Source organism: Streptomyces sp. NPDC000983, assembly GCF_040299205.1.
Taxonomy (GTDB): domain Bacteria; phylum Actinomycetota; class Actinomycetes; order Streptomycetales; family Streptomycetaceae; genus Streptomyces.
On the sequence record NZ_JBEPBM010000007.1, the window covers coordinates 158,401 to 183,088 of the forward strand.

24 protein-coding genes and 1 pseudogene are annotated in these 24,688 nt (G+C 71.7%); 22 read left to right on the forward strand and 3 right to left on the reverse strand.

Annotated elements, in window-relative coordinates:
• Positions 1 to 132 precede the first annotated feature (132 nt).
• Positions 133 to 789 carry a bifunctional DNA primase/polymerase gene (locus tag ABT296_RS10620; RefSeq protein WP_351925450.1) on the reverse strand — a complete coding sequence of 219 codons (657 nt, stop codon included), beginning with the start codon at positions 787 to 789 and terminating at the stop codon, positions 133 to 135.
• Positions 790 to 1,246: 457 nt separating this feature from the next.
• Between ABT296_RS10620 and nsdA the strand changes: the two genes are divergently transcribed.
• From nsdA to ffh, 5 genes are all read left to right on the forward strand, one after another.
• Positions 1,247 to 2,728: a transcriptional repressor NsdA gene (gene nsdA, locus ABT296_RS10625; RefSeq protein ID WP_351925452.1), complete on the forward strand. Its 1,482-nt coding sequence runs from the start codon at positions 1,247 to 1,249 to the stop codon at positions 2,726 to 2,728.
• A gap of 325 nt (positions 2,729 to 3,053) precedes the next feature.
• On the forward strand, positions 3,054 to 4,394 hold the full coding sequence (locus tag ABT296_RS10630; RefSeq protein WP_351925454.1) for an ammonium transporter: 1,341 nt from the start codon (positions 3,054 to 3,056) through the stop codon (positions 4,392 to 4,394).
• A complete protein-coding gene (locus tag ABT296_RS10635) occupies positions 4,391 to 4,729 on the forward strand; it encodes a P-II family nitrogen regulator (protein WP_003997576.1) in 339 nt (112 codons plus the stop codon). The genes ABT296_RS10630 and ABT296_RS10635 overlap by 4 nt, the downstream gene beginning before the upstream one ends.
• 29 nt (positions 4,730 to 4,758) lie before the next feature.
• Positions 4,759 to 7,206, forward strand: coding sequence for a [protein-PII] uridylyltransferase (locus ABT296_RS10640; protein WP_351925456.1), 2,448 nt, complete (start codon positions 4,759 to 4,761; stop codon positions 7,204 to 7,206).
• A gap of 83 nt (positions 7,207 to 7,289) precedes the next feature.
• Entirely contained in the window at positions 7,290 to 8,843 is a 1,554-nt protein-coding gene (gene ffh, locus ABT296_RS10645) for a signal recognition particle protein (protein WP_351925458.1), read from the forward strand.
• A gap of 77 nt (positions 8,844 to 8,920) precedes the next feature.
• Here the strand turns inward: ffh and ABT296_RS10650 are convergent, their stop codons facing one another.
• Together ABT296_RS10650 and ABT296_RS10655 are read right to left on the reverse strand one after the other, a co-directional pair.
• Positions 8,921 to 9,526: a hypothetical protein gene (locus tag ABT296_RS10650; protein ID WP_351925460.1), complete on the reverse strand. Its 606-nt coding sequence runs from the start codon at positions 9,524 to 9,526 to the stop codon at positions 8,921 to 8,923.
• A 154-nt stretch (positions 9,527 to 9,680) separates the two neighbouring features.
• Positions 9,681 to 10,535, reverse strand: coding sequence for an SAM-dependent methyltransferase (locus tag ABT296_RS10655; protein ID WP_351925462.1), 855 nt, complete (start codon positions 10,533 to 10,535; stop codon positions 9,681 to 9,683).
• 197 nt (positions 10,536 to 10,732) lie between these two features.
• Here ABT296_RS10655 and proS point away from each other — a divergent pair, with 197 nt between their 5' ends.
• The 17 genes and pseudogenes from proS to whiG all read left to right on the forward strand — a co-directional run bounded on the left by proS (position 10,733) and on the right by whiG (position 24,664).
• Positions 10,733 to 12,145, forward strand: a complete 1,413-nt coding sequence (gene proS, locus ABT296_RS10660; protein WP_351925464.1) for a proline--tRNA ligase — start codon at positions 10,733 to 10,735, stop codon at positions 12,143 to 12,145.
• A 259-nt stretch (positions 12,146 to 12,404) separates the two neighbouring features.
• A complete protein-coding gene (locus ABT296_RS10665) occupies positions 12,405 to 13,001 on the forward strand; it encodes a hypothetical protein (protein ID WP_351925466.1) in 597 nt (198 codons plus the stop codon).
• Between the two features lie 326 nt (positions 13,002 to 13,327).
• Entirely contained in the window at positions 13,328 to 13,747 is a 420-nt protein-coding gene (gene rpsP, locus ABT296_RS10670; protein ID WP_351925468.1) for a 30S ribosomal protein S16, read from the forward strand.
• Positions 13,748 to 13,749: 2 nt separating this feature from the next.
• Positions 13,750 to 13,989: an RNA-binding protein gene (locus ABT296_RS10675; RefSeq protein WP_003973401.1), complete on the forward strand. Its 240-nt coding sequence runs from the start codon at positions 13,750 to 13,752 to the stop codon at positions 13,987 to 13,989.
• 88 nt (positions 13,990 to 14,077) lie between these two features.
• The gene (rimM, locus tag ABT296_RS10680) at positions 14,078 to 14,620 is read left to right on the forward strand and encodes a ribosome maturation factor RimM (RefSeq protein ID WP_351925470.1); all 543 of its coding nucleotides are present in this window, start codon (positions 14,078 to 14,080) and stop codon (positions 14,618 to 14,620) included.
• Positions 14,620 to 15,453, forward strand: a complete 834-nt coding sequence (gene trmD / locus ABT296_RS10685) for a tRNA (guanosine(37)-N1)-methyltransferase TrmD (protein WP_351925472.1) — start codon at positions 14,620 to 14,622, stop codon at positions 15,451 to 15,453. The genes rimM and trmD overlap by 1 nt, the downstream gene beginning before the upstream one ends.
• 132 nt (positions 15,454 to 15,585) lie before the next feature.
• Positions 15,586 to 15,936: a 50S ribosomal protein L19 gene (rplS, locus tag ABT296_RS10690; protein WP_351925473.1), complete on the forward strand. Its 351-nt coding sequence runs from the start codon at positions 15,586 to 15,588 to the stop codon at positions 15,934 to 15,936.
• Between the two features lie 45 nt (positions 15,937 to 15,981).
• A complete protein-coding gene (lepB, locus tag ABT296_RS10695) occupies positions 15,982 to 16,692 on the forward strand; it encodes a signal peptidase I (protein WP_351925475.1) in 711 nt (236 codons plus the stop codon).
• On the forward strand, positions 16,685 to 17,770 hold the full coding sequence (gene lepB / locus ABT296_RS10700) for a signal peptidase I (RefSeq protein ID WP_351925659.1): 1,086 nt from the start codon (positions 16,685 to 16,687) through the stop codon (positions 17,768 to 17,770). Before lepB (ABT296_RS10695) ends, lepB (ABT296_RS10700) begins: the two co-directional genes overlap by 8 nt.
• The gene (lepB, locus tag ABT296_RS10705) at positions 17,661 to 18,614 is read left to right on the forward strand and encodes a signal peptidase I (protein WP_351925477.1); all 954 of its coding nucleotides are present in this window, start codon (positions 17,661 to 17,663) and stop codon (positions 18,612 to 18,614) included. The genes lepB (ABT296_RS10700) and lepB (ABT296_RS10705) overlap by 110 nt, the downstream gene beginning before the upstream one ends.
• Before the next feature lie 51 nt (positions 18,615 to 18,665).
• Entirely contained in the window at positions 18,666 to 19,436 is a 771-nt protein-coding gene (gene lepB / locus ABT296_RS10710) for a signal peptidase I (RefSeq protein WP_351925479.1), read from the forward strand.
• Between the two features lie 19 nt (positions 19,437 to 19,455).
• Positions 19,456 to 19,941 (forward strand): NUDIX hydrolase, encoded by a 486-nt coding sequence (locus ABT296_RS10715; RefSeq protein ID WP_351925661.1) that lies wholly within the window; start codon positions 19,456 to 19,458, stop codon positions 19,939 to 19,941.
• 56 nt (positions 19,942 to 19,997) lie between these two features.
• Positions 19,998 to 20,306, forward strand: a complete 309-nt coding sequence (locus tag ABT296_RS10720) for a DUF2469 domain-containing protein (RefSeq protein WP_003965949.1) — start codon at positions 19,998 to 20,000, stop codon at positions 20,304 to 20,306.
• Between the two features lie 58 nt (positions 20,307 to 20,364).
• Positions 20,365 to 20,757, forward strand: coding sequence for a YraN family protein (locus ABT296_RS10725; protein ID WP_351925663.1), 393 nt, complete (start codon positions 20,365 to 20,367; stop codon positions 20,755 to 20,757).
• A pseudogene (locus ABT296_RS10730) lies at positions 20,757 to 22,274 on the forward strand (YifB family Mg chelatase-like AAA ATPase); the annotation flags it as partial. The gene ABT296_RS10725 and the pseudogene ABT296_RS10730, both read left to right, overlap by 1 nt.
• On the forward strand, positions 22,262 to 23,539 hold the full coding sequence (gene dprA, locus ABT296_RS10735) for a DNA-processing protein DprA (RefSeq protein ID WP_502977228.1): 1,278 nt from the start codon (positions 22,262 to 22,264) through the stop codon (positions 23,537 to 23,539). The pseudogene ABT296_RS10730 and the gene dprA, both read left to right, overlap by 13 nt.
• 282 nt (positions 23,540 to 23,821) lie before the next feature.
• Positions 23,822 to 24,664, forward strand: a complete 843-nt coding sequence (whiG, locus tag ABT296_RS10740; protein ID WP_351925485.1) for an RNA polymerase sigma factor WhiG — start codon at positions 23,822 to 23,824, stop codon at positions 24,662 to 24,664.
• The last annotated feature ends 24 nt before the right edge of the window (positions 24,665 to 24,688 follow it).

The window sequence follows — 24,688 nt, forward strand, 5'->3', positions numbered from 1 at the left end:
GAGACTCCGGCGCGGGCGCTTCGCTGTGTGCGGGTGCGGGTGCGGGTGCGGGTGCGGGTGCGGGTGCGGGTGCGGGTGTCGGGTGCGGCTATGGCTGCGGCTGCGCGTTCTCGCGGGCCGCGGTGGTGCGCGCTACGCGCGGGACCGGTGGGCCACGTAGGCCAGCGTGCCCAGCAGCAGGCGGGCGGCCGGTGGCTCGGTCGCCGAGTCCAGCGCGGGGGAGCGCAGCCAGCGCACCGGACCCAGGCCGCCGCGGTCGGAGGGCGGGGCGGTGATGTGCGTACCGGGGCCGAGGCCCCGCAGGTCCAGGGAGGCCGGGTCGTCCCAGCCCATGCGGTAGAGCAGCTCGGAGAGGTCGGCGGCGGCGCCGGGGGCGACGAAGAAGTGGGCGCGGCCGTCGGGGGTGGCGCAGACCGGGCCGACGGGCAGGCCCATGCGCTCCAGCCTGGCCAGCGCGCGGCGCCCGGCGGGTTCGGCCACCTCGATGACGTCGAAGGCCCGGCCGACCGCCAGCATCACGGCGGCGCCGGGGTACTCGGCCCAGATCCGGGAGACGTCGTCGAGGGTGGCCCCGGCCGGGACCAGGGGGGCGAAGTGCAGGGGGTGGGCGCCGGGTTCCGGGCAGTCCGCGCGGCCGCAGGAGCAGGCGCCGGCCGACGCCCGGGCGCCCGGGACCACGTCCCAGCCCCACAGGCCGGTGAACTCGGCGACGGAGGTGCACTCCGAGGCGCGGCCGCGTCGTCGCGTGCCGGAACGGATCTCGCGGATGCCGGCGATCGTGAAGCCCATGCCCCCTCCAACGGGTCCGGCGCGCCGGTGGTTACGACGCGAATGCGGATGGTGACTCCCTGTGTCCACCCTGTGTCTCCTCGCGCCCGGCTTCACGCACCCCGGGCGGCGCTCGGAGGCGCTCCGGGTCGTGCGCCCGGCGATGCGCGCCCCTGAGTGCATCGCTCCGCCCACTGCCGGTCGTTCTCTGTCAAGTGAATCGTGCGGAGGCGACCGTGAGTTCATTCGAAGGGGTGGCGAATGGTGGCGTTTCCGGGATCGCCATGGCTGGACGGGTGATCGTAGGATTACTTTGAGTGCACGAGTCCTGGGGGCACATGCACTTCTGGGTATGCCGGAGGCAACTCGGCTCTCCGTTCGAAGGGTGAGAACTCCGGGACGGGCGGCCGTATTTACCGGCATTCTGATAGGGCTTGGCGCACTCGGTGACAAGTGGTCCAAGGGATGGGGGCTTCCAGTGAGCGGCACCAGCGGAAGCGACACGAACGCTACGAACGCTGACAAGCGCCCGAACGAGCTGCTCACGTCCTGGTTCGTGCGCAGCGGCTGGTCGAAGGGCGAACTCGCCCGCCAAGTCAACCGCCGGGCACGCCAGTTGGGCGCTCACCACATCTCGACCGACACCTCCCGGGTGCGCCGCTGGCTGGACGGCGAGAACCCGCGCGAGCCGATCCCGCGGATCCTGTCCGAGCTGTTCTCCGAGCGCTTCGGCTGCGTCGTCTCCGTCGAGGACCTCGGCCTGCGCGCCGCGCGCCAGGCGCCGTCGGTGTCCGGCGTCGACCTGCCGTGGACGGGCCCGCAGACCGTGGCCCTGCTCAGCGAGTTCTCCCGCAGCGACCTGATGCTGGCGCGCCGCGGCTTCCTCGGGACGGCGCTCGGCCTGGCCGCCGGCCCGTCCCTCATCGAGCCCATGCAGCGCTGGCTCGTCCCCTCGCCGACCGCCCCGCGCACCGAACCCGAGCCCCCCGCCCCGGCCCGCCGCGGCCGGCTCTCCAGGCCCGAACTGGAACTGCTGGAGTCCACCACCGTGATGTTCCGGCAGTGGGACGCCCAGTGCGGCGGCGGCCTGCGCCGCAAGGCGGTCGTCGGCCAACTGCACGAGGTGACCGACCTCCTCCAGGAACCCCAACCCGACTTCGCCACCCGCACCTTGTTCAAGTGCGCCGCCGAACTCGCCGAGCTGGCCGGCTGGATGTCCTACGACGTCGGCCTCCAGCCCACCGCCCAGAAGTACTTCGTGCTCGCCCTGCACGCCGCCAAGGAGGCCGGCGACCGCCCGCTCGGCTCGTACATCCTCTCCAGCATGAGCCGCCAGATGATCCACCTCGGCAGGCCCGACGACGCCCTGGAACTGGTCCACCTCGCCCAGTACGGCAGCCGCGACTGCGCGAGCCCGCGCACCCAGTCGATGCTGTATGCGATGGAGGCCCGCTCGTACGCCAACATGGGCCAGCCCGGCAAGTGCAAGCGGGCCGTGCGGATGGCCGAGGACACCTTCGCCGAGGCCGACGAGTGGGACGAGCCCGACCCCGACTGGATCCGCTTCTTCTCCGAGGCCGAGCTGTACGGCGAGAACTCCCACTCCTACCGCGACCTCGCCTATGTCGCCGGCCGCAGCCCCGCCTACGCCTCGCTCGCCGAGCCGCTGATGGAGCGGGCCGTGGACCTCTTCGCCAAGGACACCGAACACCAGCGCTCCTACGCGCTCAACCTGGTCGGCATGGCCACCGTGCACCTGCTGCGGCGCGAGCCCGAGCGCAGCGTGCGCCTCGTCACCGACGCGATGCGGGTCGCCAAGAAGGTGCGCTCCGAGCGCGTCAACACCCGCATCCGCAAGACGGTCGACACGGCCGTACGCGATTTCGGTGATCTGCACGAGGTCGTCGATCTCACCGACCGGCTGGCCATCGAGCTGCCCGAGACGGCGGAGGCCGTCTGAGACCACGCACCACCGCATGAACCCCGGCCGCGGCCGGCCCTCCCGAACTGCCCGACTCGGCTCCCCCATGCCAGGTCATCGGAAGGCCGACCGCGGCCGGTCCATACCTTCGAAGAAGGTTGCGCCACGATAACGATCGACGTGGCGGTAATCCGGCAGTTCATCGACGCGTAACACCCGGAGTGTCTTCGTCACGGCGGCGAAACAACGAGGGGCTTCCACCGAAACGGCGCTGCGCGAATCTCATGGCGCATAACCGGCCCACCCCTCAAATCCCGCTCAGGCTTCGCCCGCACGGGGCCGTACCAACGACGAGGAGACGCCGATGGCACCAGCCATCACGCTTGCCGCAGAGACCGAGCTCTCTGCCGCCAACACAGGTTTCATGCTCATCTGCTCCGCCCTGGTGATGCTCATGACCCCGGGCCTCGCCTTCTTCTACGGGGGCATGGTCCGCGTCAAAAGCACGCTGAACATGCTGATGATGAGCTTCATCAGTCTGGGAATCGTCACCATCCTGTGGGTGCTGTACGGCTTCTCCATGGCGTTCGGCACGGACTCCGGCGGAATCATCGGCTGGAACTCGGACTGGGTCGGCCTCAGTGACATCGGCCTGACGGAACTGTGGGACGGCTACACCATCCCCGTCTTCGTCTTCCTGGTCTTCCAGCTGATGTTCGCGATCCTCACGCCCGCCCTGATAAGCGGTGCGCTCGCCGACCGCGTGAAGTTCAGCGCCTGGGCGCTCTTCATCACGCTGTGGGCCACGGTCGTCTACTTCCCCGTCGCCCACTGGGTCTGGGGCGCCGGCGGCTGGGCCTTCGAGCTCGGTGTGATCGACTTCGCCGGTGGTACGGCGGTGCACATCAACGCCGGTGCCGCGGCCCTCGGCGTGATCCTCGTCATCGGCAAGCGCGTCGGCTTCAAGAAGGACCCGATGCGCCCGCACAGCCTGCCGCTGGTCATGCTCGGCGCCGGTCTGCTGTGGTTCGGCTGGTTCGGCTTCAACGCCGGCTCCTGGCTCGGCAACGACGACGGCGTCGGCGCGCTGATGTTCGTCAACACGCAGGTCGCCACCGCCGCCGCCATGCTGGCCTGGCTGCTCTACGAGAAGATCCGCCACGGCGCGTTCACCACGCTGGGCGCCGCCTCCGGCGCGGTCGCCGGTCTGGTCGCCATCACCCCGGCTGGCGGCGCGGTCACCCCGCTCGGCGCGATCGCGGTCGGCGCCATCGCCGGTGTGCTCTGCGCCATGGCGGTCGGCCTGAAGTACAAGCTGGGCTACGACGACTCGCTCGACGTCGTCGGCGTCCACCTGGTCGGCGGTGTCGTCGGCTCCCTGCTCGTCGGCTTCTTCGCCAGCGGCAAGGGCCAGTCCGACGTCGAGGGCCTCTTCTACGGCGGCGGCCTGGACCAGTTCTGGAAGCAGTGCGCCGGTGTCTTCGCGGTCCTCGCCTACTCCCTGATCGTCTCCGCGGTCCTCGCCTTCGCCCTCGACAAGACCATCGGTATGCGGGTCTCCGAGGACGACGAGATCGCCGGCGTCGACCAGGCCGAGCACGCCGAGACCGCATACGACTTCAGCGGGGCCGGCGGTGGCGCCGCCCGCACGACCGCCGTCCCGGCCCCCGTCGCCGACGCCGCGAGCAAGAAGGTGGACGCATGAAGCTCATCACCGCAGTCGTCAAGCCCCACCGGCTCGACGAGATCAAGGAAGCCCTCCAGGCGTTCGGGGTCCACGGTCTGACGGTCACCGAGGCGAGCGGCTACGGTCGTCAGCGGGGCCACACCGAGGTCTACCGCGGTGCCGAGTACACCGTCGACCTGGTCCCGAAGATCCGCATCGAGGTGCTGGCCGAGGACGACGACGCCGAGCAGCTGATCGACGTCATCGTCAAGGCGGCCCGCACGGGCAAGATCGGTGACGGCAAGGTCTGGTCGCTGCCGGTCGAGACGGCCGTACGGGTCCGCACCGGCGAGCGCGGGCCGGACGCGCTCTAATCGGCAGAAGTGAAGACGGGAGTCGCTGGGTGACGAGTACGGACGTGCGCAAGGAAGCAGATGACTCGGGACCCAGCGGCTACGCGGCGGCCCGGCTGCGCCTCCTCACCGAGGGGGCGCGGTCCGGGCCGCCGCGCCGTACCGCCCTCGCGGAACTGACCGACGACTGGCTCACCGGCCTGTTCGCCGCGGGCGCCGAGGGCCTGCGCGGGGTCTCCCTGGTGGCCGTCGGCGGCTACGGCAGGGGCGAGCTGTCCCCCCGCAGCGACCTCGACCTGCTGTTGTTGCACGACGGCACCGACAACGACGCGGTCGCCGCCCTGGCCGACCGGATCTGGTACCCCGTCTGGGACCTCGGCCTCGACCTCGACCACTCGGTGCGCACCCCCGTCGAGGCCCGCAGGACGGCCGCGGAGGACCTCAAGGTCCAGCTCGGCCTGCTGGACGCCCGCCACATCGCCGGCGACCTCGGCCTGACCGCGGGACTGCGCACGGCCGTCCTCGCCGACTGGCGCAACCAGGCGCCCAAGCGCCTGCCCGAACTCCAGGAACTGACCGCCGAGCGCGCCGAGCGCCAGGGCGAGCTGCAGTACCTCCTGGAACCCGACCTCAAGGAGGCCCGCGGCGGCCTGCGCGACGCCACCATCCTGCGCGCCGTCGCCGCCTCCTGGCTGGCCGACGCCCCGCGCGAGGGCCTCGACGACGCCCGCCGCCGCCTCCTCGACGTACGCGACGCCCTCCACCTGGCCACCGGCCGGGCCACCGACCGGCTCGCCCTCCAGGAACAGGACCAGGTCGCCGCCGAACTCGGCCTCCTCGACGCCGACACCCTCCTGCGACAGGTGTACGAGGCCGCGCGCGTCATCTCGTACGCCAGTGATGTCACCTGGCGCGAAGTGGGGCGCGTGCTGCGGTCGCGCGCCGTGCGACCGAGGCTGCGCGCCATGCTGGGCGGCGGCAAGCCCGTCGCCGAACGCTCACCGCTCGCCGAGGGCGTCGTCGAGCAGGAGGGCGAGGTGGTGCTCGCCCGCGCCGCGCGCCCCGAACGCGACCCCGTGCTTCCCCTGCGCGCCGCGGCCGCCGCCGCCCAGGCCGGCCTCCCGCTCTCCCTGCACGCCGTACGGCGGCTGGCGGCCACCACCCGCCCGCTGCCCACGCCCTGGCCCGCCGAGGCCCGCGAACAACTGGTCACCCTGCTCGGATCGGGCCGCCCCACCATCGAGGTCTGGGAGGCGCTGGAGGCCGAAGGGCTGATCACCCGCCTGCTGCCCGACTGGGAGCGCGTGCGCTGCCGCCCCCAGCGCAACGCCGTCCACATCTGGACCGTCGACCGGCACCTGATCGAGACGGCCGTCCGCGCCTCCGAGTTCACCCGGCGCGTCAACCGCCCCGACCTGCTCCTGGTCGCCGCGCTGCTCCACGACATCGGCAAGGGCTGGCCCGGGGACCACTCGGTGGCCGGCGAGATCATCGCCAAGGACGTGGCCGCCCGGATCGGCTTCGACCGCGAGGACGTCGCCGTACTCGCCGCCCTCGTCCGCCACCACCTGCTGCTCGTCGACACCGCCACCCGGCGCGACCTGGAGGACCCGGCCACGGTCCGCTCGGTCGCCGACGCCGTCGGCACCCAGTCCACGCTGGAGCTGCTGCACGCGCTGACCGAGGCGGACGCCCTGGCCACCGGGCCCGCCGCCTGGTCCTCCTGGCGCGGCTCGCTCGTCGCCGACCTGGTCAAACGCGTCTCGGCCGTACTCGCGGGCGACGCGCCCCCGGACCCGGAGGCCGCCGCGCCGACCGCCGAGCAGGAGCGGCTCGCCATCGAGTCCGTCGCCACCGGCAGCCCGGTGCTGGCCCTGCGCGCCCACACCGAACCGCCCACCGACGACGAACCCACCGGCGACCCCGAGCCGCTCGGCGTGGAACTGCTCATCGCGGTCCCCGACCAGCCGGGCGTCCTGCCCGCGGTCTCCGGCGTGCTGGCCGTGCACCGCCTCACCGTCCGCACCGCCGAACTGCGCGCCCTGAAACTCCCCGACGGCGTCGAGGGCTCGGTCCTGCTGCTGAACTGGCGGGTCGCCGCCGAGTACGGCTCCCTGCCCCAGGCCGCCCGGCTCCGCGCCGACCTGGTCCGCGCCCTGGACGGCACCCTCGACATCGCCGGCCGCCTCGCCGAGCGGGACGCGGCCTACCCGCGCCGCCGGGGCGTGGTGGCACCGCCGCCCAGGGTGACGGTCCACCCGGCCGCCTCCCGCCTGGCCACCGTCATCGAGGTCCGCGCCCAGGACGCGCCGGGCCTGCTCTTCCGGATCGGCCGCGCGCTGGAGGACGCCCGGGTACGGGTGCGCAGCGCGCACGTCAGCACGCTGGGCGCGAACGCCGTGGACGCCTTCTACGTGACGGGATCCGAGGGGGCACCGCTGCCCCGCGAGGAGGCGGCCTCGGTGGCACGGAAACTGGAGGAGACGTTGCGCGGCTGAACGGGTATCCCGGCTACACGCGTGGCCGGGATACCCTGGAGGGCGATTCCCAGCAGCCACCGACCCCGAGGACCGACGCCGCCGTGTTCGATACTCTTTCCGATCGCCTTGCAGCCACCTTCAAGTCCCTGCGGGGCAAGGGCAGGCTCAGCGAGGCGGACATCGACGCCACGGCGCGCGAGATCCGCATCGCACTCCTCGAAGCCGATGTGGCCCTGCCCGTCGTGCGGACCTTCATCAAGAGCGTCAAGGAGCGGTCGCTCGGCGCAGAGGTCTCCAAGGCGCTGAACCCGGCGCAGCAGGTCCTGAAGATCGTGAACGAGGAGCTCGTCACGATCCTCGGCGGCGAGACCCGGCGTCTCCGCTTCGCCAAGCAGCCGCCCACCGTGATCATGCTGGCCGGTCTCCAGGGTGCCGGTAAGACCACCCTCGCGGGCAAGCTCGGCCGGTGGCTGAAGGAGCAGGGCCACTCCCCGCTGCTGGTGGCCTGTGACCTCCAGCGGCCCAACGCCGTGAACCAGCTCAGCGTCGTCGCCGAGCGCGCCGGTGTGGCCGTGTACGCCCCGGAGCCGGGCAACGGCGTGGGCGACCCGGTGAAGGTCGCCAAGGACTCGATCGAGTTCGCGAAGTCCCGGGTCCACGACATCGTCATCGTCGACACCGCCGGCCGCCTGGGCATCGACCAGGAGATGATGCAGCAGGCCGCGGACATCCGCGACGCCGTCAGCCCCGACGAGATCCTCTTCGTCGTCGACGCGATGATCGGTCAGGACGCGGTCAACACCGCCGAGGCCTTCCGCGACGGCGTCGGCTTCGACGGCGTGGTGCTCTCCAAGCTCGACGGTGACGCCCGCGGTGGTGCCGCGCTGTCGATCCGCTCGGTCACCGGCAAGCCGATCATGTTCGCCTCCAACGGCGAGAAGCTCGACGAGTTCGACGCCTTCCACCCGGACCGGATGGCCTCCCGCATCCTCGACATGGGTGACCTGCTCACCCTGATCGAGCAGGCGGAGAAGACCTTCGACCAGGCCGAAGCCCAGAAGATGGCGGAGAAGCTGGCCTCCAAGAAGGGCCAGGACTTCACCCTCGACGACTTCCTGTCCCAGATGGAACAGGTCAGGAAGATGGGCAGCATCAGCAAGCTGCTCGGCATGCTCCCCGGCATGGGCCAGATCAAGGACCAGATCAACAGCCTCGACGAGCGTGACGTCGACCGCACGGCCGCGATCATCAAGTCGATGACCCCGGGCGAGCGCCAGGACCCGACGATCATCAACGGCTCCCGGCGGGCCCGTATCGCCAAGGGTTCCGGTGTCGAGGTCAGCGCGGTGAAGAACCTGGTCGAGCGGTTCTTCGAGGCCCGCAAGATGATGTCCCGCATGGCCCAGGGCGGCGGTATGCCGGGCATGCCGGGGATGCCGGGCATGGGTGGCGGTCCGGGCCGTACGAAGAAGCAGCCGAAGCAGGCCAAGGGCAAGCAGCGCTCCGGGAACCCGATGAAGCGCAAGCAGCAGGAGCAGGAGGAGGCCGCCCGGCGCGCGGCCGCCGCCCAGGGCGGGGGCGCCTTCGGGGTGCCCGGCCAGCAGGGTGGCCAGGACTTCGAGCTGCCCGACGAGTTCAAGAAGTTCATGGGCTGACACCCCGGCCTACGCAAAGAGGGCGCCCCCGGTCATCGGGGGCGCCCTCGGCGCATGCTGGTGCCCCGCGCGCCGGATCAGCCGTTGGGGAAGGTCCACACGTACGGCTCCCCCTCGGCCTCCTCCCAGTGCACCTCGACGTTCTCGGCGTCGGCGGGGACCAGGTAGGTCTCGCAGAAGGTGTGGCTCTCGCCCTGCTTCCAGCTCTCCACGTCGTAGGGGTCCTCGCAGCCGGCCGCGTCCTCGGCGGCGCCGATGAGGATCGATCCGCGCCGGCCGTCGGCCCAGACCGTGGTCTCGTCGCCGACCTGCGGGGAACCGGTCAGGGCCGGGCCACTTTGGTGGGTGAAGGTGACATGGGCGACGGCCAGGGCGAGGCCCTCGGCGTCCGCGGGGTCCGCGACGGCCCGCGCGGCCTCGGCCTCGGTGCCGATGTCGACCCGCTCGGCGAGGATCCCGTAGGTGACCTGCCCCGGGTCCTCCTCGTACCGGCCCGTCGCCTTCTGCCCGGTCTCCATCTCGCCGCCCTTCGACGCCAGGGCGGGGGTCGCCGAGGCCTCGGCGACCGGGGTGGCCGGGCTCTTCGCGTCGGCCTCGTCGTCCCCTCCCGAACAGGCGGTGAGCGCCAGGGAGAGGACGGCGACGGGCGCGGCCAGACGCAGCGCGGTCTTGCGGTACAGCACAACAGCTCCTGTATGCAGGTGTGTAGATCCCCCGAGCGGTTCGTCAGGCTAAGGGGAAGATGTGCAGTACAACGAAGCGAGAGGGCCTCGGCTCCGCTTTCTTCACGCCATTCACACGTGCATCTCCAGGAACGTTTTCAGCCGGACCGGCGGCTCAGGGCACACGGGCGACCAGGTACCGGAACACGTTCGGCATCCAGACGGTGCCGTCCGGCCGCTGGTACGGATGCAGTGCCTCCGTCAGTTCCTTGTCCAGGTGCGCAGGATCGGCCGCGGCGAGCGCCTCGTCGAACAGGCCGGTCGACAGCAGGCCCCGTACCGCGCTCTCGGTGTCGGCGTACCCGAACGGGCATGCGACCCGCCCGGAGCCGTCCGGGCGCAGTCCGGCCCGCTCGGCGATCTCCTCCAGGCCGTCGCGCGGGGCCGCGCGGGGTGGATCGGCCGGTCCGGTGGTCGCGCGCAGCACGGAGAGCGTGGTGCAGCGCTCCGGCGGACCCCAGCCCGCCAGCACCACCGGTGCCCCGCGCTCGGCGAGCGGTGCCGCTTCGGCCAGCAGGTCACCGAGTCCGTCCGGGTCACCCGGCCGGTAGCCGACCGGCTCGAACGCGGTCACCAGGCTGTACGCCGGCGTCCTGGCGTCGGCCGAGCCTGCCGCGTCCGCCGGTGGGCCGACCGCGAGCCGTACGTCCGCACCCGCACCCGCGCCCGCGCCCCACGCCTCGGGCAGCAGCCGCTGCCGGGCGAGGGCGAGCCGCTCGGGGGAGGAGGGTTCGACGCCGGTGACGGCCGCTCCTCGGCCGGCCGCCATCAGCAGGGCGAGCCCGGAGCCGCATCCGAGCCCCAACAGCCTTGTGTCGGGCCCCACTTCGAGCCGCTCATAGACGGCCTCGTAGAGCGGGACCAGCATCCGCTCCTGGATCTCGGACCAGTCACGCGCGCGTGCCCACAGGTCCACGCGGGACGGGGGTCCCGTGTGGAACAGGTGCTGCCGCACGAGCGTAGGTGTCATCGAAAGCGCCCCAATCCGCCGAGAGTTGCCTTTGTGCCGTTTCCAGTGCCCCCGTGACGTGCGCTCGTTCTTCCCCCGTATGCCAGGTAACTCCGCGCTCGACCCGGCGTCCAGGGGTCGTCGGGCCCTGCTTGCGAGCGGACCGTGCCTGTGGCAAGAATTCACATTCCGGCAACGCGGGCCCGTACCATCTCGCCATGGCGAAAGCACCCGTACTGACCCCGCGGGCCGACGACTTCCCGCGCTGGTACCAGGATCTGATCAACAAGGCCGAGCTGGCCGACAACGGTCCGGTGCGCGGCACCATGGTCATCCGACCGTACGGGTACGGGCTGTGGGAGCGGATGCAGGCGGAGATGGACGCCCGCATCAAGGAGACGGGCACCCAGAACGCGTACTTCCCGCTACTGATCCCGCAGTCCTACTTCGCCAAGGAGGCGGACCACGTCGAGGGGTTCGCCCCCGAGCTGGCCGTGGTCACCCACGGCGGCGGCAAGGAGCTGGAGGAGCCGGCCGTCGTACGGCCCACCTCCGAGATGATCGTCAACGACTACTTCTCCAAGTGGGTGCAGAGCTACCGCGACCTGCCGCTGCTGATCAACCAGTGGGCGAACGTGGTGCGTTGGGAGCTGCGCCCCCGGCTGTTCCTGCGCACGACGGAGTTCCTGTGGCAGGAGGGCCACACCGCGCACGCCACCTACGAGGAGGCCCGCGACTTCGCCGCGCACATCCAGCGCGAGGTCTACGGCGACTTCCTGCGAAGCGTCCTCGCGATGGACTTCGTCTCCGGTCGCAAGACCGTCAAGGAGCGGTTCGCCGGGGCCGTCAACACCCTCACGCTGGAGAGCATGATGGGTGACGGCAAGGCCCTGCAGATGGTCACCAGCCACGAACTGGGCCAGAACTTCGCCAGGGCGTTCAACACGACGTACCTGTCGAAGGAGGGCAGGCAGGAGCTGGTCTGGCAGACCTCCTGGGGATCGACCACCCGCATGATCGGCGCGCTGGTGATGACCCACGGGGACGACGACGGACTGCGGGTCCCGCCGCGGCTGGCGCAGATCCAGGTCGTCGTCCTGGCGGTCAAGGACGACGAGGCGGTTCTGGCCAAGGTCCACGAGATCGGGGACCGGCTGCGGGCGGCGGGTGTCCGGGTCAAGGTCGACGACCGCACCGACACCCCCTTCGGGCGGCGCGCGGTGGACTGGGAGCTCAAGGGCGTGCCGGTGCGGATCGAGATCGGGCCGCGCGACCTGGAGAACGGCACCGCGATGCTGGCCCGCCGGATTCCCGGGGGCAAGGCGCCGGTGGCCGTGGACTCCCTGGTGGCACTGGTGCCCGGGATGCTGGAGGAGGACCAGGCGCTGCTGCTGGAGCAGTCCCGGCAGCGGCGGGAGTCCCGCACCGTCGAGGTGTCCACCCCGGGCGAGGCCGTCGAGGCCGCCGCGCACGGCTGGGCGCGCATCCCCTGGTCGGCGCTGGGCACGGAGGGCGAGGCGAAGCTGGCCGAGCACTCGGTGACCGTACGGTGTCTGCTCGCCGAGGACGGGTCGGTGCCTGCGGACGAGGACGCCCCCGGTAACGTCGCGGTCGTCGCGCGCGCCTACTGAGACGCGGCGGCCCGCGCGAGAGCGGCCGAAAGACCTCTTGCGCCCCTGCGGCACACTGGTACCCCGGCGTGCGGATGACCCCTACGCGCCGGTGCGTACGTCAGGCTACGCACCGGCTTGGTAGGAGCTGCGAGGGTTCTCCGCAGATCAGCGCACCCGCCCTCGTCGCGACGCATCAGCGGCAACTGACGGGTACGTGCAAATTATTTGGGATGGCCCGGAATCGGAACACTGGGGCACTCCGGCTCGTTGTCATTACGTGAGCACGACACAGACACCACCTGTTCTCGCCGCGGAACTGGCGCAGGCGTGGGCCGACATTCAGCGGCACCACCCCGAGCTGCCCGATCTCGCCGCGCCAGAATCACTGATCGGAGAGTCGTCGTCCGCGTGCGGGCACGAACTCTCCTTCGAGCGCCTCCTCCACGAGGCGGTGCACGGCATCGCCGCCGCCCGTGGGGTGCGCGACACCTCCCGCGCCGGCCGGTACCACAACCGCAGATTCCTGGCCATCGCCGAGGAGCTGGGCCTGGACCATCCCGACGAACCCCATCCGAGCAGCGGCTTCTCGCTGGTCGTCCTCAACCCGGAGGCCAAGCGCCGTTACCGCCCGACGATCGAGCGCCTCCAGCGCGCCCTGAAGGCGCACACGGCGGCGACCTCGGCGGACACCGCCCGCAGCTTCCGCGGACCGGCGGCCCGCCACGGCTCCTCCGGCGGCGGCGTACGCGTCAAGGCGGTCTGCGACTGCGGCCGCAACGTCCGCGTCGTGCCCTCGGTGCTGGCACAGGCCCCGATCGTCTGCGGCGGCTGCGGCAAGCCGTTCCGGATCCCGGAGGTCGCGGGCGCGGCGTGACGCCCCTTCCGTCGGACACCGGCAACTCGTGGCTGTCGGTTCGAAACGGAAGAGGACGGCGGGGTGCCGCACCGGCACCCCGTGAGCGCCGGGCCGCGCGCGACCGGCCCAGGGCACCCGAACCGCCGGGTGCCCCTCAGTGATGCCCGTCCACGCCCCGGTCCGAGGCGCCCCGCGGGGTGTGGCACAATGGCTAGCTGTACTCGACAGCCGCACAGGACCCCTCTCTCCTCCGGCTGACGCGTCCATCGGGCACTCGGGTACCGCATCCCCACGCGGCAATCTCGCCGTGCCCAACCACGTCAAAACCAGGAGAACCCACTCCCGTGGCAGTCAAGATCAAGCTGAAGCGTCTGGGCAAGATCCGTTCGCCTCACTACCGCATCGTCGTCGCCGACTCCCGCACCCGCCGTGACGGCCGTGCGATCGAGGAGATCGGCAAGTACCACCCGACCTACAACCCGTCGGTCATGGAGGTGGACGCCGACCGCGTCGCCTACTGGCTGGGTGTCGGCGCGCAGCCGACCGAGCCCGTCCTCGCCATCCTGAAGAAGACCGGCGACTGGCAGAAGTTCAAGGGCGAGCCCGCCCCGGCTCCGCTGCTCGTCGCCGAGCCCAAGAAGGCGCGCCCCTCGTTCGAGGCCCTGGGTGGCGACGACGAGGGCAAGGGTGAGGCCATCACCCAGAAGAAGAAGGCGGAGAAGAAGGACGAGGCCGCCGCCGAGTCCGCGTCGGCCGAGGCCTGAGCATGCTCGAGGAGGCTCTCGAGCACCTCGTGAAGGGCATCGTCGACAACCCTGACGATGTGCAGGTCGCTTCCCGCAACCTGCGCCGCGGGCGCGTGCTGGAGGTCCGGGTCCACCCCGACGACCTCGGCAAGGTGATCGGCCGCAACGGCCGCACCGCACGCGCTCTGCGCACCGTCGTGGGCGCCATCGGCGGCCGTGGTGTACGCGTCGACCTCGTCGACGTGGACCACGTCCGCTGACGCCGAACGCAGCACCGGCTCGGGCCGGGGAGGGCCACTGTGCCGTCCCCGGCCCGCAGTCGTACGTACGACAGGAGATCTTCGAAAAGTGCAGCTCGTAGTCGCCCGGATCGGCCGCGCCCACGGCATCAAGGGCGAGGTCACCGTCGAGGTACGTACCGACGAGCCGGAACTCAGGCTCGCCCCCGGGGCCGTGCTGGCCACCGATCCCGCCGCCACGGGACCCCTCACCATCGAGACCGGCCGGGTGCACAGCGGCCGGCTGCTGCTGCGCTTCGAGGGCGTGCGCGACCGCACCGCCGCCGAAGCCCTGCGCAACACCCTCCTCATCGCCGACGTCGACCCCGACGAGCTGCCCGAGGAGGAGGACGAGTACTACGACCACCAGCTGATGGACCTGGACGTGGTCACCAGGGACGGCGTCGAGGTCGGCCGGATCACCGAGATCTCGCACCTGCCCTCGCAGGACCTGTTCATCGTCGAGCGGCCCGACGGCAGCGAGGTGATGATCCCCTTCGTCGAGCAGATCGTCGTCGAGATCGACCTGGCCGAGCAGAAGGCCGTCGTCGACCCGCCGCCCGGCCTGATCGACGACCGCGCCGAGATCGACTCCACCCGGGACGAGTCCTGATGCGCCTCGACGTCGTCACGATCTTCCCCGAGTACCTGGAGCCCCTGAACGTCTCCCTGGTCGGCAAGGCACGCGCGCGCGGCCGGCTCGACGTGCAGGTCCACGACCTGCGCGGCTGGACCTACGACCGGCACAACACGGTCGACGACACGCCCTACGGCGGCGGCCCGGGCATGGTCATGAAGACCGACCCCTGGGGCGACGCGCTCGACACCGTCCTCGCCGACGGCTACGAGACCGGCTCCCACGCCCCCGCGCTCATCGTCCCCACGCCCAGCGGCCGCCCCTTCACCCAGGAACTCGCCGTCGAGCTCTCCGAGCGCCCCTGGCTGATCTTCACCCCGGCCCGCTACGAGGGCATCGACCGGCGGGTCGTCGACGAGTACGCGACCCGGATGCCGGTGTACGAGGTGTCCATCGGCGACTACGTCCTGGCCGGCGGCGAGGCGGCCGTACTGGTGATCACCGAGGCCGTGGCCCGGCTGCTGCCCGGCGTCCTCGGCAACGCCGAGTCCCACCGCGACGACTCCTTCGCGCCCGGCGCCATGGCGGACCTGCTGGAGGGCCCCGTCTACACCAAGCCGCCCGAGTGGCGCGGCCGGGGCATCCCCGACGTCCTGCTCAGCGGCCACCACGGGAGGATCGCCCGCTGGCGGCGCGACGAGGCGCTCCGGCGCACCACGGCCCACCGGCCCGACCTGATCGAGCGCAGCGCCCCCGCCGCCTTCGACAAGAAGGACCGCGAGATGCTCTCCATCCTGGGCTGGGCACCCGACCCCCAGGGCGGGCAGCACGGCCGATTTTGGCGCAGGCCGGACCCCGTGGAAGAATAGGGCGCTGTTGTGCGCCGTCCGGCGTGCGCCCCTGCCATGGGGGGACACGACGCCCGCCCCGACCCGCACGGCTCCCCGAACGAACCTAGCTCCCGCCTATGACCTGTGGCATGGGCGAAGAAAGCAGACGAAATGTCTCACCTGCTCGACTCCGTCGACGCCTCGTCGCTGCGCAGCGACGTCCCGGCCTTCCGCCCGGGTGACACCGTCAACGTCCACGTCCGCGTCATCGAGGGCAACCGCTCCCGTGTGCAGCAGTTCAAGGGCGTGGTGATCCGCCGCCAGGGCGCCGGTGTCCGCGAGACCTTCACGGTCCGCAAGGTCTCCTTCTCCGTCGGCGTCGAGCGCACCTTCCCGGTGCACACCCCGATCGTGGAGAAGATCGAGCTCGTCACCCGCGGTGACGTGCGTCGCGCGAAGCTGTACTACCTCCGTGAGCTCCGCGGCAAGGCCGCGAAGATCAAGGAGAAGCGCGAGAACTGAGCGCCTTCGGAGCGTCCCGCCGGGGCCGGATAGCATCTGGCCCCGATGGACACCGAAGCACAGCCCACGGAGCGCGACCGCTCCTCCCGCCCTGCCGAACCCGAGGACACCTCGGATCCGGGAGGTCCGGAGGAACGGTCGCGTTTCGCGTTGTGGATCTCCGAGTGGGTGCCCGGCGGGCGGATCACCCTGACCCTGCTGCTCTGCCTGCTCTTCCTGGTCCTGCTCAGCACGTTCGTGCTCCAGCCGTTCCAGATCCCCAGCGGATCGATGGAACGGGGATTGAGGATCGGGGACCGCGTTCTCGTAAATAAGTTGGCGTACCGTTTCGGTGACCGGCCGCAGCGGGGCGATGTCGTGGTCTTCGACGGAACCGGGTATTTCGGGGACGCCGACTACATCAAACGCGTTGTCGGTGTGGGCGGGGACCATGTGGTCTGCTGCGACAAGGAGGGGAGGATCCGGGTGAACGGCCGGTCGGTCGACGAGTCCGCGTTCCTGTACCCCGGGGACGGCGCGTCCGGCGTGGACTTCGACCTCGTGGTGCCCGAGGGCACCCTCTTCGTCCTCGGCGACCACCGCAGCGCCTCCAGCGACTCCCGTGACCACCTGGGCTCCCCGGGCGGCGGCATGGTGCCGGTGGGCGAGGTCATCGGCCGGGCCGACTGGATCCTGTGGCCCGCCTCGCACTTCACCCGCCTGGAGCGGCCGGACGCCTACGCGCGCGTGCCGGAGCCGGACGGTGCCCATGGGTAACCGCGGCAAGCCGCGCGGAGCACCCACCAGCGCGGCCGACAACCTCCTGCCCACCGGTTCCCGGCGCGCCTTCGCCGGGGGCGACGGCCGCTCGCGCGCGGAGCGGCGCAAGCTCCAGCGCAAGGTCAAGGCCCGCCGCCGGCGCAGCGCGATCAAGGAGATCCCGCTGCTCGTCGGTGTGGCGGTGCTCATCGCGCTGGTCCTGAAGACCTTCCTCGTACAGGCGTTCGTCATCCCGTCCGGGTCGATGGAACAGACGATCCAGATCGGCGACCGGGTCCTGGTCGACAAGCTCACCCCGTGGTTCGGCTCCAAGCCCGAGCGCGGGGACGTCGTCGTCTTCAAGGACCCGGGCGGCTGGCTCGCGGACGAGCAGCCCACCGCCAAGAAGGAGGACCCGGTCGTCATCAAGCAGGTGAAGGAAGGGCTCACCTTCATCGGCCTGCTGCCCTCGGACGACGAGAAGGACCTCATCAAGCGGGTCGTCGGCGTGGGCGGCGACCGGGTCAAGTGCTGCGACACACAGGGCCGGGTCACCGTCAACGGCGTCCCCCTGGAGGAGGACTACCTCTTCCCCGGCAACGCCCCCTCGCAGTCCGAGTTCGACATCACCGTCCCGCAGGGGCGGCTGTGGGTGATGGGTGACCACCGCGCCGACTCCGCCGACTCCCGCGCGCACCAGGACCAGAACGGCGGCACCGTCTCCGAGGACGAGGTGGTGGGCCGGGCCATGGTCATCGCCTGGCCCTTCGGCCGCTGGGGCACCCTGGACGAGCCGAAGACGTACGCCTCCGTCGCCGACTCGGTGACCGGGACGACCGCGTCCGCCGAGCTGTCGCATAGGGTTGCCCCCGACGATCCGAACGGAACTTTGCGACTCCCGACCCCTGCGGAACTCCCGCTCGTTATGGGAGTGGTGGGCCTGCGCCGTCTCTGGGGCAGGCAGCGGCACGGAGTAAGGAGTAGGCGTGGGGGATGTGGCGGTTGGCGCACGATCCGGGCACGACGGAGAGGACCGCGGGCGCCCCGTGGGCGCGGCCGGCCCGGCCCCGGACGGCGCCATGACCTCCGGCAGTGACTCCGGCCCGGCCGGGGACGGTACGGCCGGGCGCGCCGGCGCGGACGGCGGCGGGCCGGGCGACTCGGCCCCCGCGGCGAAGAAGCCCCGCTCCTTCTGGAAGGAGCTGCCGATCCTGATCGGTATCGCGCTGGTGCTGGCGCTGCTGATCAAGACGTTCCTGGTGCAGGCCTTCTCCATCCCGTCGGACTCGATGCAGAACACCCTCCAGCAGGGCGACCGGGTGCTGGTCGACAAGCTCACCCCCTGGTTCGGCTCCGAGCCGGAGCGCGGCGAGGTGGTCGTCTTCCACGACCCCGACAACTGGCTGGCTGGCGAGCCCACGCCCGACCCCAACGCCCTGCAGACCTTCCTCAGCTGGATCGGCCTGATGCCGTCCGCGGAGGAGAAGGACCTGATCAAGCGGGTCGTCGGCGTCGGCGGTGACACGGTCGAGTGCAAGGGCACCGGCCCGCTGAAGATCAACGGCAAGGCGCTGAACGAGGCGTCGTACGTCTACCCGGGCAACACCCCGTGCACCGACGACGACGCGGGCGGCCAGTTCAAGGTGAAGGTCCCCGAGGGCTACATCTGGGTCATGGGCGACCACCGGCAGAACTCCCGGGACTCGCGCTACAACCAGGGCGACGCCAACAAGGGCATGGTGCCGGTCGACGAGGTCGTCGGACGGGCCGTCGTGATCGCCTGGCCCGTGACCCGCTGGAGCACGCTCCCGGTCCCGGACACCTTCGACCAGAACCTCAGCGCGCGGACGGCCGCCGTGGCACCCGAGGGCCTCGCCCTCGCCGGTGTCCTGCCGATCGCCCTGTGGCGCCGGCGGCGCTCCCGCCAGGGCGCCGAGTGATCCCGACCATGGGCTGACCCGGGGGCGTACCCCCGGGTAGGGTGCGGACCCATGGGTGGTGAGAGCACGACGCGTACGGCCCCGCCGAGCGGTGGGGGCAACGGCCCGGCGGGCGGCAGGACCGGACAGCGACTGTCCGGGATCGCCGTGGCGCTGGGCCTGGTGCTGTTCCTCGGGGGCTTCGGCTGGGCGGCGGTGGTCTACCGGCCCTACACGGTGCCCACCACCTCGATGACCCCGACGATCGACGCCGGCGACCGGGTGCTGGCCGAGCGGGTGGACGGCGGGGAGATACGCCGCGGCGACGTCGTCGTCTTCAAGGACGAGAACTGGGCGAACGCCCCGGTGCTCAAGCGGGTCGTGGCCGTGGGCGGGGACACCGTCGCCTGCTGCACCGACGGCAGGCTGACGGTCGACGGCAAGAAGATCGACGAACCGTATCTGCCCGAGGGCAGCCTCGCCGAGATCACCGACTTCCCGACCGTGACCGTGCCCGAGGGGCGGCTTTTCCTCCTCGGTGACGAGCGGCACGGCTCGCTGGACTCCACGGCCCACCTGGCCGACGCCGCGAGCGGCACGGTGTCCAGGGACGCGGTGACGGCCCGGGTCGACGCCGTGGTCTGGCCGATGGACGGCATGCTGGAGCCCGCCAGCGGCTTCGAGGAACTGGGCGCGCTCTCCGCACCGGGTCCGCTGCGCACGATGGGCGCGCTGATCGTGGTCGGCGCGCTGCTGGTACTCGGCGGCGGTGCCTACGGACCGGTGGCGAAGCTGCTGGGCAGGCGTTCCGGGGCCCGGACGGAGCCCGCGGGTGCCCGCTGAGGACACGTACACCGGCGGGATGCGCAGGGTCGCCCGGGTGGTGCTGCTGGATCCGGAGAACCGCATCCTGCTGCTGCACGGACACGAGCCGGACGACACCGCGGACGACTGGTGGTTCACCCCGGGCGGGGGCGTCGAGGGCGACGAGACCCGTGAGCAGGCCGCGCTCAGGGAGCTGGCGGAGGAGACCGGCATCACCGAGGTCGAACTCGGGCCGGTGCTGTGGCGGCGGCAGTGCTCGTTCCCGTTCGCGGGGCGACGCTGGGACCAGGACGAGTGGTACTACCTGGCCCGCACGTCCGGTACGCCGGACGTGGTGCCGAGCGCCATGGGCCTGACCGAGCTGGAGCGGCGCAGTGTCGCCGGAGCGCGTTGGTGGACGTGCCAGGAACTGACCCGGGCACATGAGACGGTGTATCCGACCAGACTCGCCGAGCTGCTGCGCCGGCTGCTCGACGAAGGTCCCCCCGCCGGGCCCGTGACCCTGGACACCGAAATCGTCTAGGGGCGCGCGGGACTGGCGCACAATGGTGGGATCGCACGGCTGAAGGGGAACATGCCATGAGCGCCGAGGACCTCGAGAAGTACGAGACCGAGATGGAGCTCAAGCTCTACCGGGAGTACCGCGATGTCGTCGGTCTGTTCAAATACGTGATCGAGACCGAGCGGCGCTTCTACCTCACCAATGACTACGAGATGCAGGTGCACTCGGTGCAGGGAGAGGTGTTCTTCGAGGTGTCCATGGCGGACGCCTGGGTCTGGGACATGTACCGGCCGGCTCGCTTCGTGAAGCAGGTGCGGGTCCTCACGTTCAAGGACGTGAACATCGAGGAGCTGAACAAGAGCGACCTGGAGCTCCCGGGCGGGTGACGGAGTTTTCCACAAGCGGTGATCCGTCCACCAAGATCCACTTCTTGGTGGCGGATGGCTGATCGTCGGTGCCGGAGGTGGTGCCGACATGAACGCACGCAGTGCCCTCGGCAGGTACGGGGAAGGGCTGGCCGCACGACGGCTGGCCGAGACCGGAATGACGGTCCTGGAGCGCAACTGGCGCTGCGGCCGGACCGGAGAGATCGACATCGTTGCGCTGGACGGGGACGCGCTGGTCGTCTGCGAGGTGAAGACCCGCAGGGCCGACCGCTTCGAGCACCCCATGGCCGCGGTCACTCCGGAGAAGGCGCAACGCCTTCGCGACCTGGCCGAACGCTGGATCCAAAGTCATGGAGGAGCCCCGCCCGGCGGCGTCCGCATCGACCTCGTCGGCGTGCTCCTGCCCCGGCGGGGCGCACCCCTCGTCGACCATGTGCGGGGGGTGGCGTGATGGGATTCGCACGTACGTGCGCGGTGGCCCTCGTCGGGGTGGAGGGCGTGGTCGTCGAGGTCCAGGCCGACCTCGAACCGGGCGTCGCCGCGTTCACCCTGGTCGGCCTGCCCGACAAGAGCCTCACCGAGAGCCGGGAGCGGGTCCGCGCCGCCGTGGTCAACTCCGGCGTCGGCTGGCCGCAGAAGAAGCTGACGGTCGGACTCAGCCCGGCGTCCGTGCCCAAGGGCGGCAGCGGCTTCGACCTGGCCGTCGCCTGCGCGGTGCTGGGCGCCGCCGAACGGATCGACCCACGGGTCCTCGCCGACATCGTGATGATCGGGGAGCTGGGCCTGGACGGCCGGGTCCGGCCCGTGCGCGGCATCCTGCCCGCGGTCATCGCCGCGGCCGACGCGGGCTACGCCCAGGTGGTCGTCCCCGAGTGCTCGGCCGTCGAGGCGTCCCTGGTGCCGGGTGTGTCCGTGCTGGGGGTGCGCAGCCTGCGCCAGCTGATCGCCGTGCTCACCGACGAACCCGTGCCCGAGGAGGAACCGGACGACCCCGGCCGCCCCGATCCGCTGCTCGCCGGACTGCGGGTGCCGGGGGCCGCAGCGGCCACCGGGGTGCACAGCCCCGGGGCGGCACAGCACGAGGGCGGGCACGACCTCGCCGACGTCGTCGGCCAGCTCGCGGCCCGCACCGCCGTGGAGGTCGCCGCGGCCGGCGGACACCACCTCTTCCTGGAGGGGCCGCCCGGCGCCGGCAAGACCATGCTCGCCGAACGGCTGCCCGCCATCCTGCCGCGGCTGGCCAGGGAGGAGTCCCTGGAAGTCACGGCGGTGCACTCGGTGGCCGGACTGCTGCCCGCCGGCAAACCCCTGATCGACGTGGCGCCCTACTGCGCCCCGCACCACTCCGCGACGATGCAGGCGCTCGTCGGCGGCGGCCCCGGCATCGCCCGGCCGGGGGCGGTGTCGCTCGCCCACCGGGGCGTGCTGTTCCTGGACGAGACACCCGAGTTCGGCAGCCACGCCCTCGACGCACTGCGCCAGCCGCTGGAGTCCGGGCATGTCGTGATCGCCCGCAGCGCCGGAGTCGTGCGGTTCCCGGCCCGGTTCCTGATGGTGCTCGCGGCCAACCCCTGCCCGTGCGGCCGCTTCTCCCGGCACGACGCCCTGTGCGAGTGCTCGCCGGCCGCGATCCGCCGCTACCAGGCCCGGCTGTCCGGGCCGCTGCTCGACCGGGTCGACCTGCGGGTCGAGGTCGACCGGGTCACCCGGGCCGAACTCGCCGGCCGCGTCGCCGAGGGCGAGTCCTCGGCGACGGTGGCCGCCCGGGTCCTGGCGGCCAGGGACCGCACCGGCGCCCGGCTGGCCGGCACACCGTGGCGGACCAACAGCGAGGTGCCGGGCCACGAACTGCGCAGCCGCTTCCGGCCCGTCCCCGGCGCGATGGACGAGGCCGAGCGGGGACTGGAACGGGGCGTGCTGACCGTGCGCGGGCTGGACCGCGTCCTCAGAGTCGCCTGGACCGTAGCCGACCTGCTCGGCCACGACCGGCCGGACGCCACGGACGTCGCCCTGGCGCTGCAACTGCGCACCGGGGTCCCCCGTGGGGTTCCCCTGGCGATCGGCGCGTTGACGTGAACGGCGCACCGGCTCCGGACGCCGAACTCCTCGACCGCGTCTTCCTCACCCAGGTCCTGGAGCCCGGGGACGAGACAGGGGGCCGCTGGCTGAGGGAACGGGGCGTCCGGGAGGTCGCCCGCAGCCTGCGGGGCCGCGGCGCCCCGCTCGACGGGGTGAGCGAGAAGCGGTGGGCCGGGCTCCGGGCCCGGGCCGGGAGGGCCGCGCCCGCACAGGCGCTCGACGTGGCCCGGGACGCCGGGGTGCGGTTCGTCATCCCGGGTTCCGGGGAGTGGCCGCGGCAACTCGACGATCTGGGCGACGCGCGTCCCGTGGGGCTCTGGGTGCGCGGACCGGCCGGACTGCGGATGTGGGCGCTGCGCTCGGTCGCCGTCGTCGGCGCCCGGGCCTGCACGGAGTACGGCGCCCACACGGCCGCCGCCCTCGCCGCCGGACTCGCCGAGCGGGGGTGGGTGGTGGTCTCCGGCGGGGCCTACGGCATCGACGGGGCCGCCCATCGCGGCGCCCTGGCCTCCGGGGGCGCCACGGTCGCCGTGCTGGCCTGCGGTGTCGACCGCCCCTATCCGCGCGGGCACACCCAGTTGATCAGCAGGATCGCGGAACAGGGTCTGGTCATCGGGGAGTTGCCGCCCGGCGAGCATCCGACACCGAGCAGATTCATCGTCCGCAACCGGGTGATCGCCGCGCTCACCCGGGGCACCGTGGTCGTCGAGGCCGCCCATCGCAGCGGCTCGCTGGCCACCGCGCGGGCGGCGCAACGGCTCGGACGGCACACCATGGGCGTGCCGGGGCCGGTCACCAGCGGGCTCTCGGCCGGCGTGCACGAACTGCTGCGCAAGGAAGCCGTCCTGGTCACCGACGCCGCGGAAGTCGTCGAACTCGTCGGGGAGATGGGAGAGCTCGCGCCGGACCGGCGCGGGCCCGTCCTCCCACGGGACCTGCTGGAACCGGGCGCCCGCCAGGTACTGAACGCCCTGCCCGGCAGCCGGGCCGCCCCGGCCGACGAGATCGCCCGCGACGCCGCCACCACACCGGACGACGCCGTCGCCCGGCTGTACGAACTCCGAGCACTTGGATTCGTCGAACGACACGGCGACGGCTGGAAGTTGACACGCCAGGCGGTGATCTCGGTCCGGGGGGATCCGGGCCAGTGCTGACCGAGCGTGTTCGGCCGTCCGGGGGAACCGCGACGCCCTTGGAAATTCCCGCAGTTGACGCGCCGAGGTGATCACCCAGAGCGACCGGCATGCCCCCGGGGGGCGCCCAGCGGAACGTATCTGCGCACGCTCCGCGCCCCCGCCTTCGCGCACCGCGACACTCCAGTCACGCTACGCTCACGTGAATTCCGGTGCAGACCGGCAACTCGGGCTCAGACCCGTACCAGACCGACACCCCACCCAGGCGACCGCACTTCACGGCAGAACGGCACAAGGCGACGAATGCCCCAGCACACCTCCGGGTCCGACCGGGCGGCGATCCCCCCAGCCGCCCGCGACGGTGGCAGCGTGCGGCCCCCCGCTCCCTCGACACTCGACGAGCTGTGGCGGTCGTACAAGGCGACGGGGGACGAGCGGCTGCGCGAGCAGCTGATCCTGCACTACTCGCCGCTGGTGAAATACGTGGCGGGGCGTGTCAGCGTCGGGCTGCCGCCCAATGTGGAGCAGGCCGACTTCGTCTCCTCGGGGGTGTTCGGGCTGATCGACGCGATCGAGAAGTTCGACATCGGCCGTGAGATCAAGTTCGAGACGTACGCGATCACCCGGATCCGCGGGGCGATGATCGACGAACTGCGGGCGCTCGACTGGATCCCGCGGTCGGTGCGGCAGAAGGCGCGGAACGTGGAGCGCGCCTACGCCACCCTGGAGGCGCGGCTCAGGCGGACGCCGTCGGAGCTGGAGGTGGCCGCGGAGATGGGCATCGGGGTGGACGAACTCCACTCGGTGTTCAGCCAGTTGTCGCTGGCCAACGTGGTGGCGCTGGAGGAGCTGCTGCATGTCGGGGGTGAGGGCGGCGACGGCCTCAGTGTCATGGACACCCTGGAGGACACCGCCGCGGACAACCCCGTCGAGGTGGCCGAGGACCGGGAACTGCGGAGGTTCCTGGCGCGGGCGATCAACACGCTTCCCGAGCGGGAGAAGACCGTGGTGACGCTCTACTACTACGAGGGGCTCACGCTCGCCGAGATCGGGAACGTGCTCGGCGTGACCGAGAGCCGGGTGAGCCAGATCCACACCAAGTCGGTGCTTCAGCTGCGCGCGAAGCTGGCGAGTTTCGGCCGGTGAGCGGGCGGGCTCGCGGAGCCACTC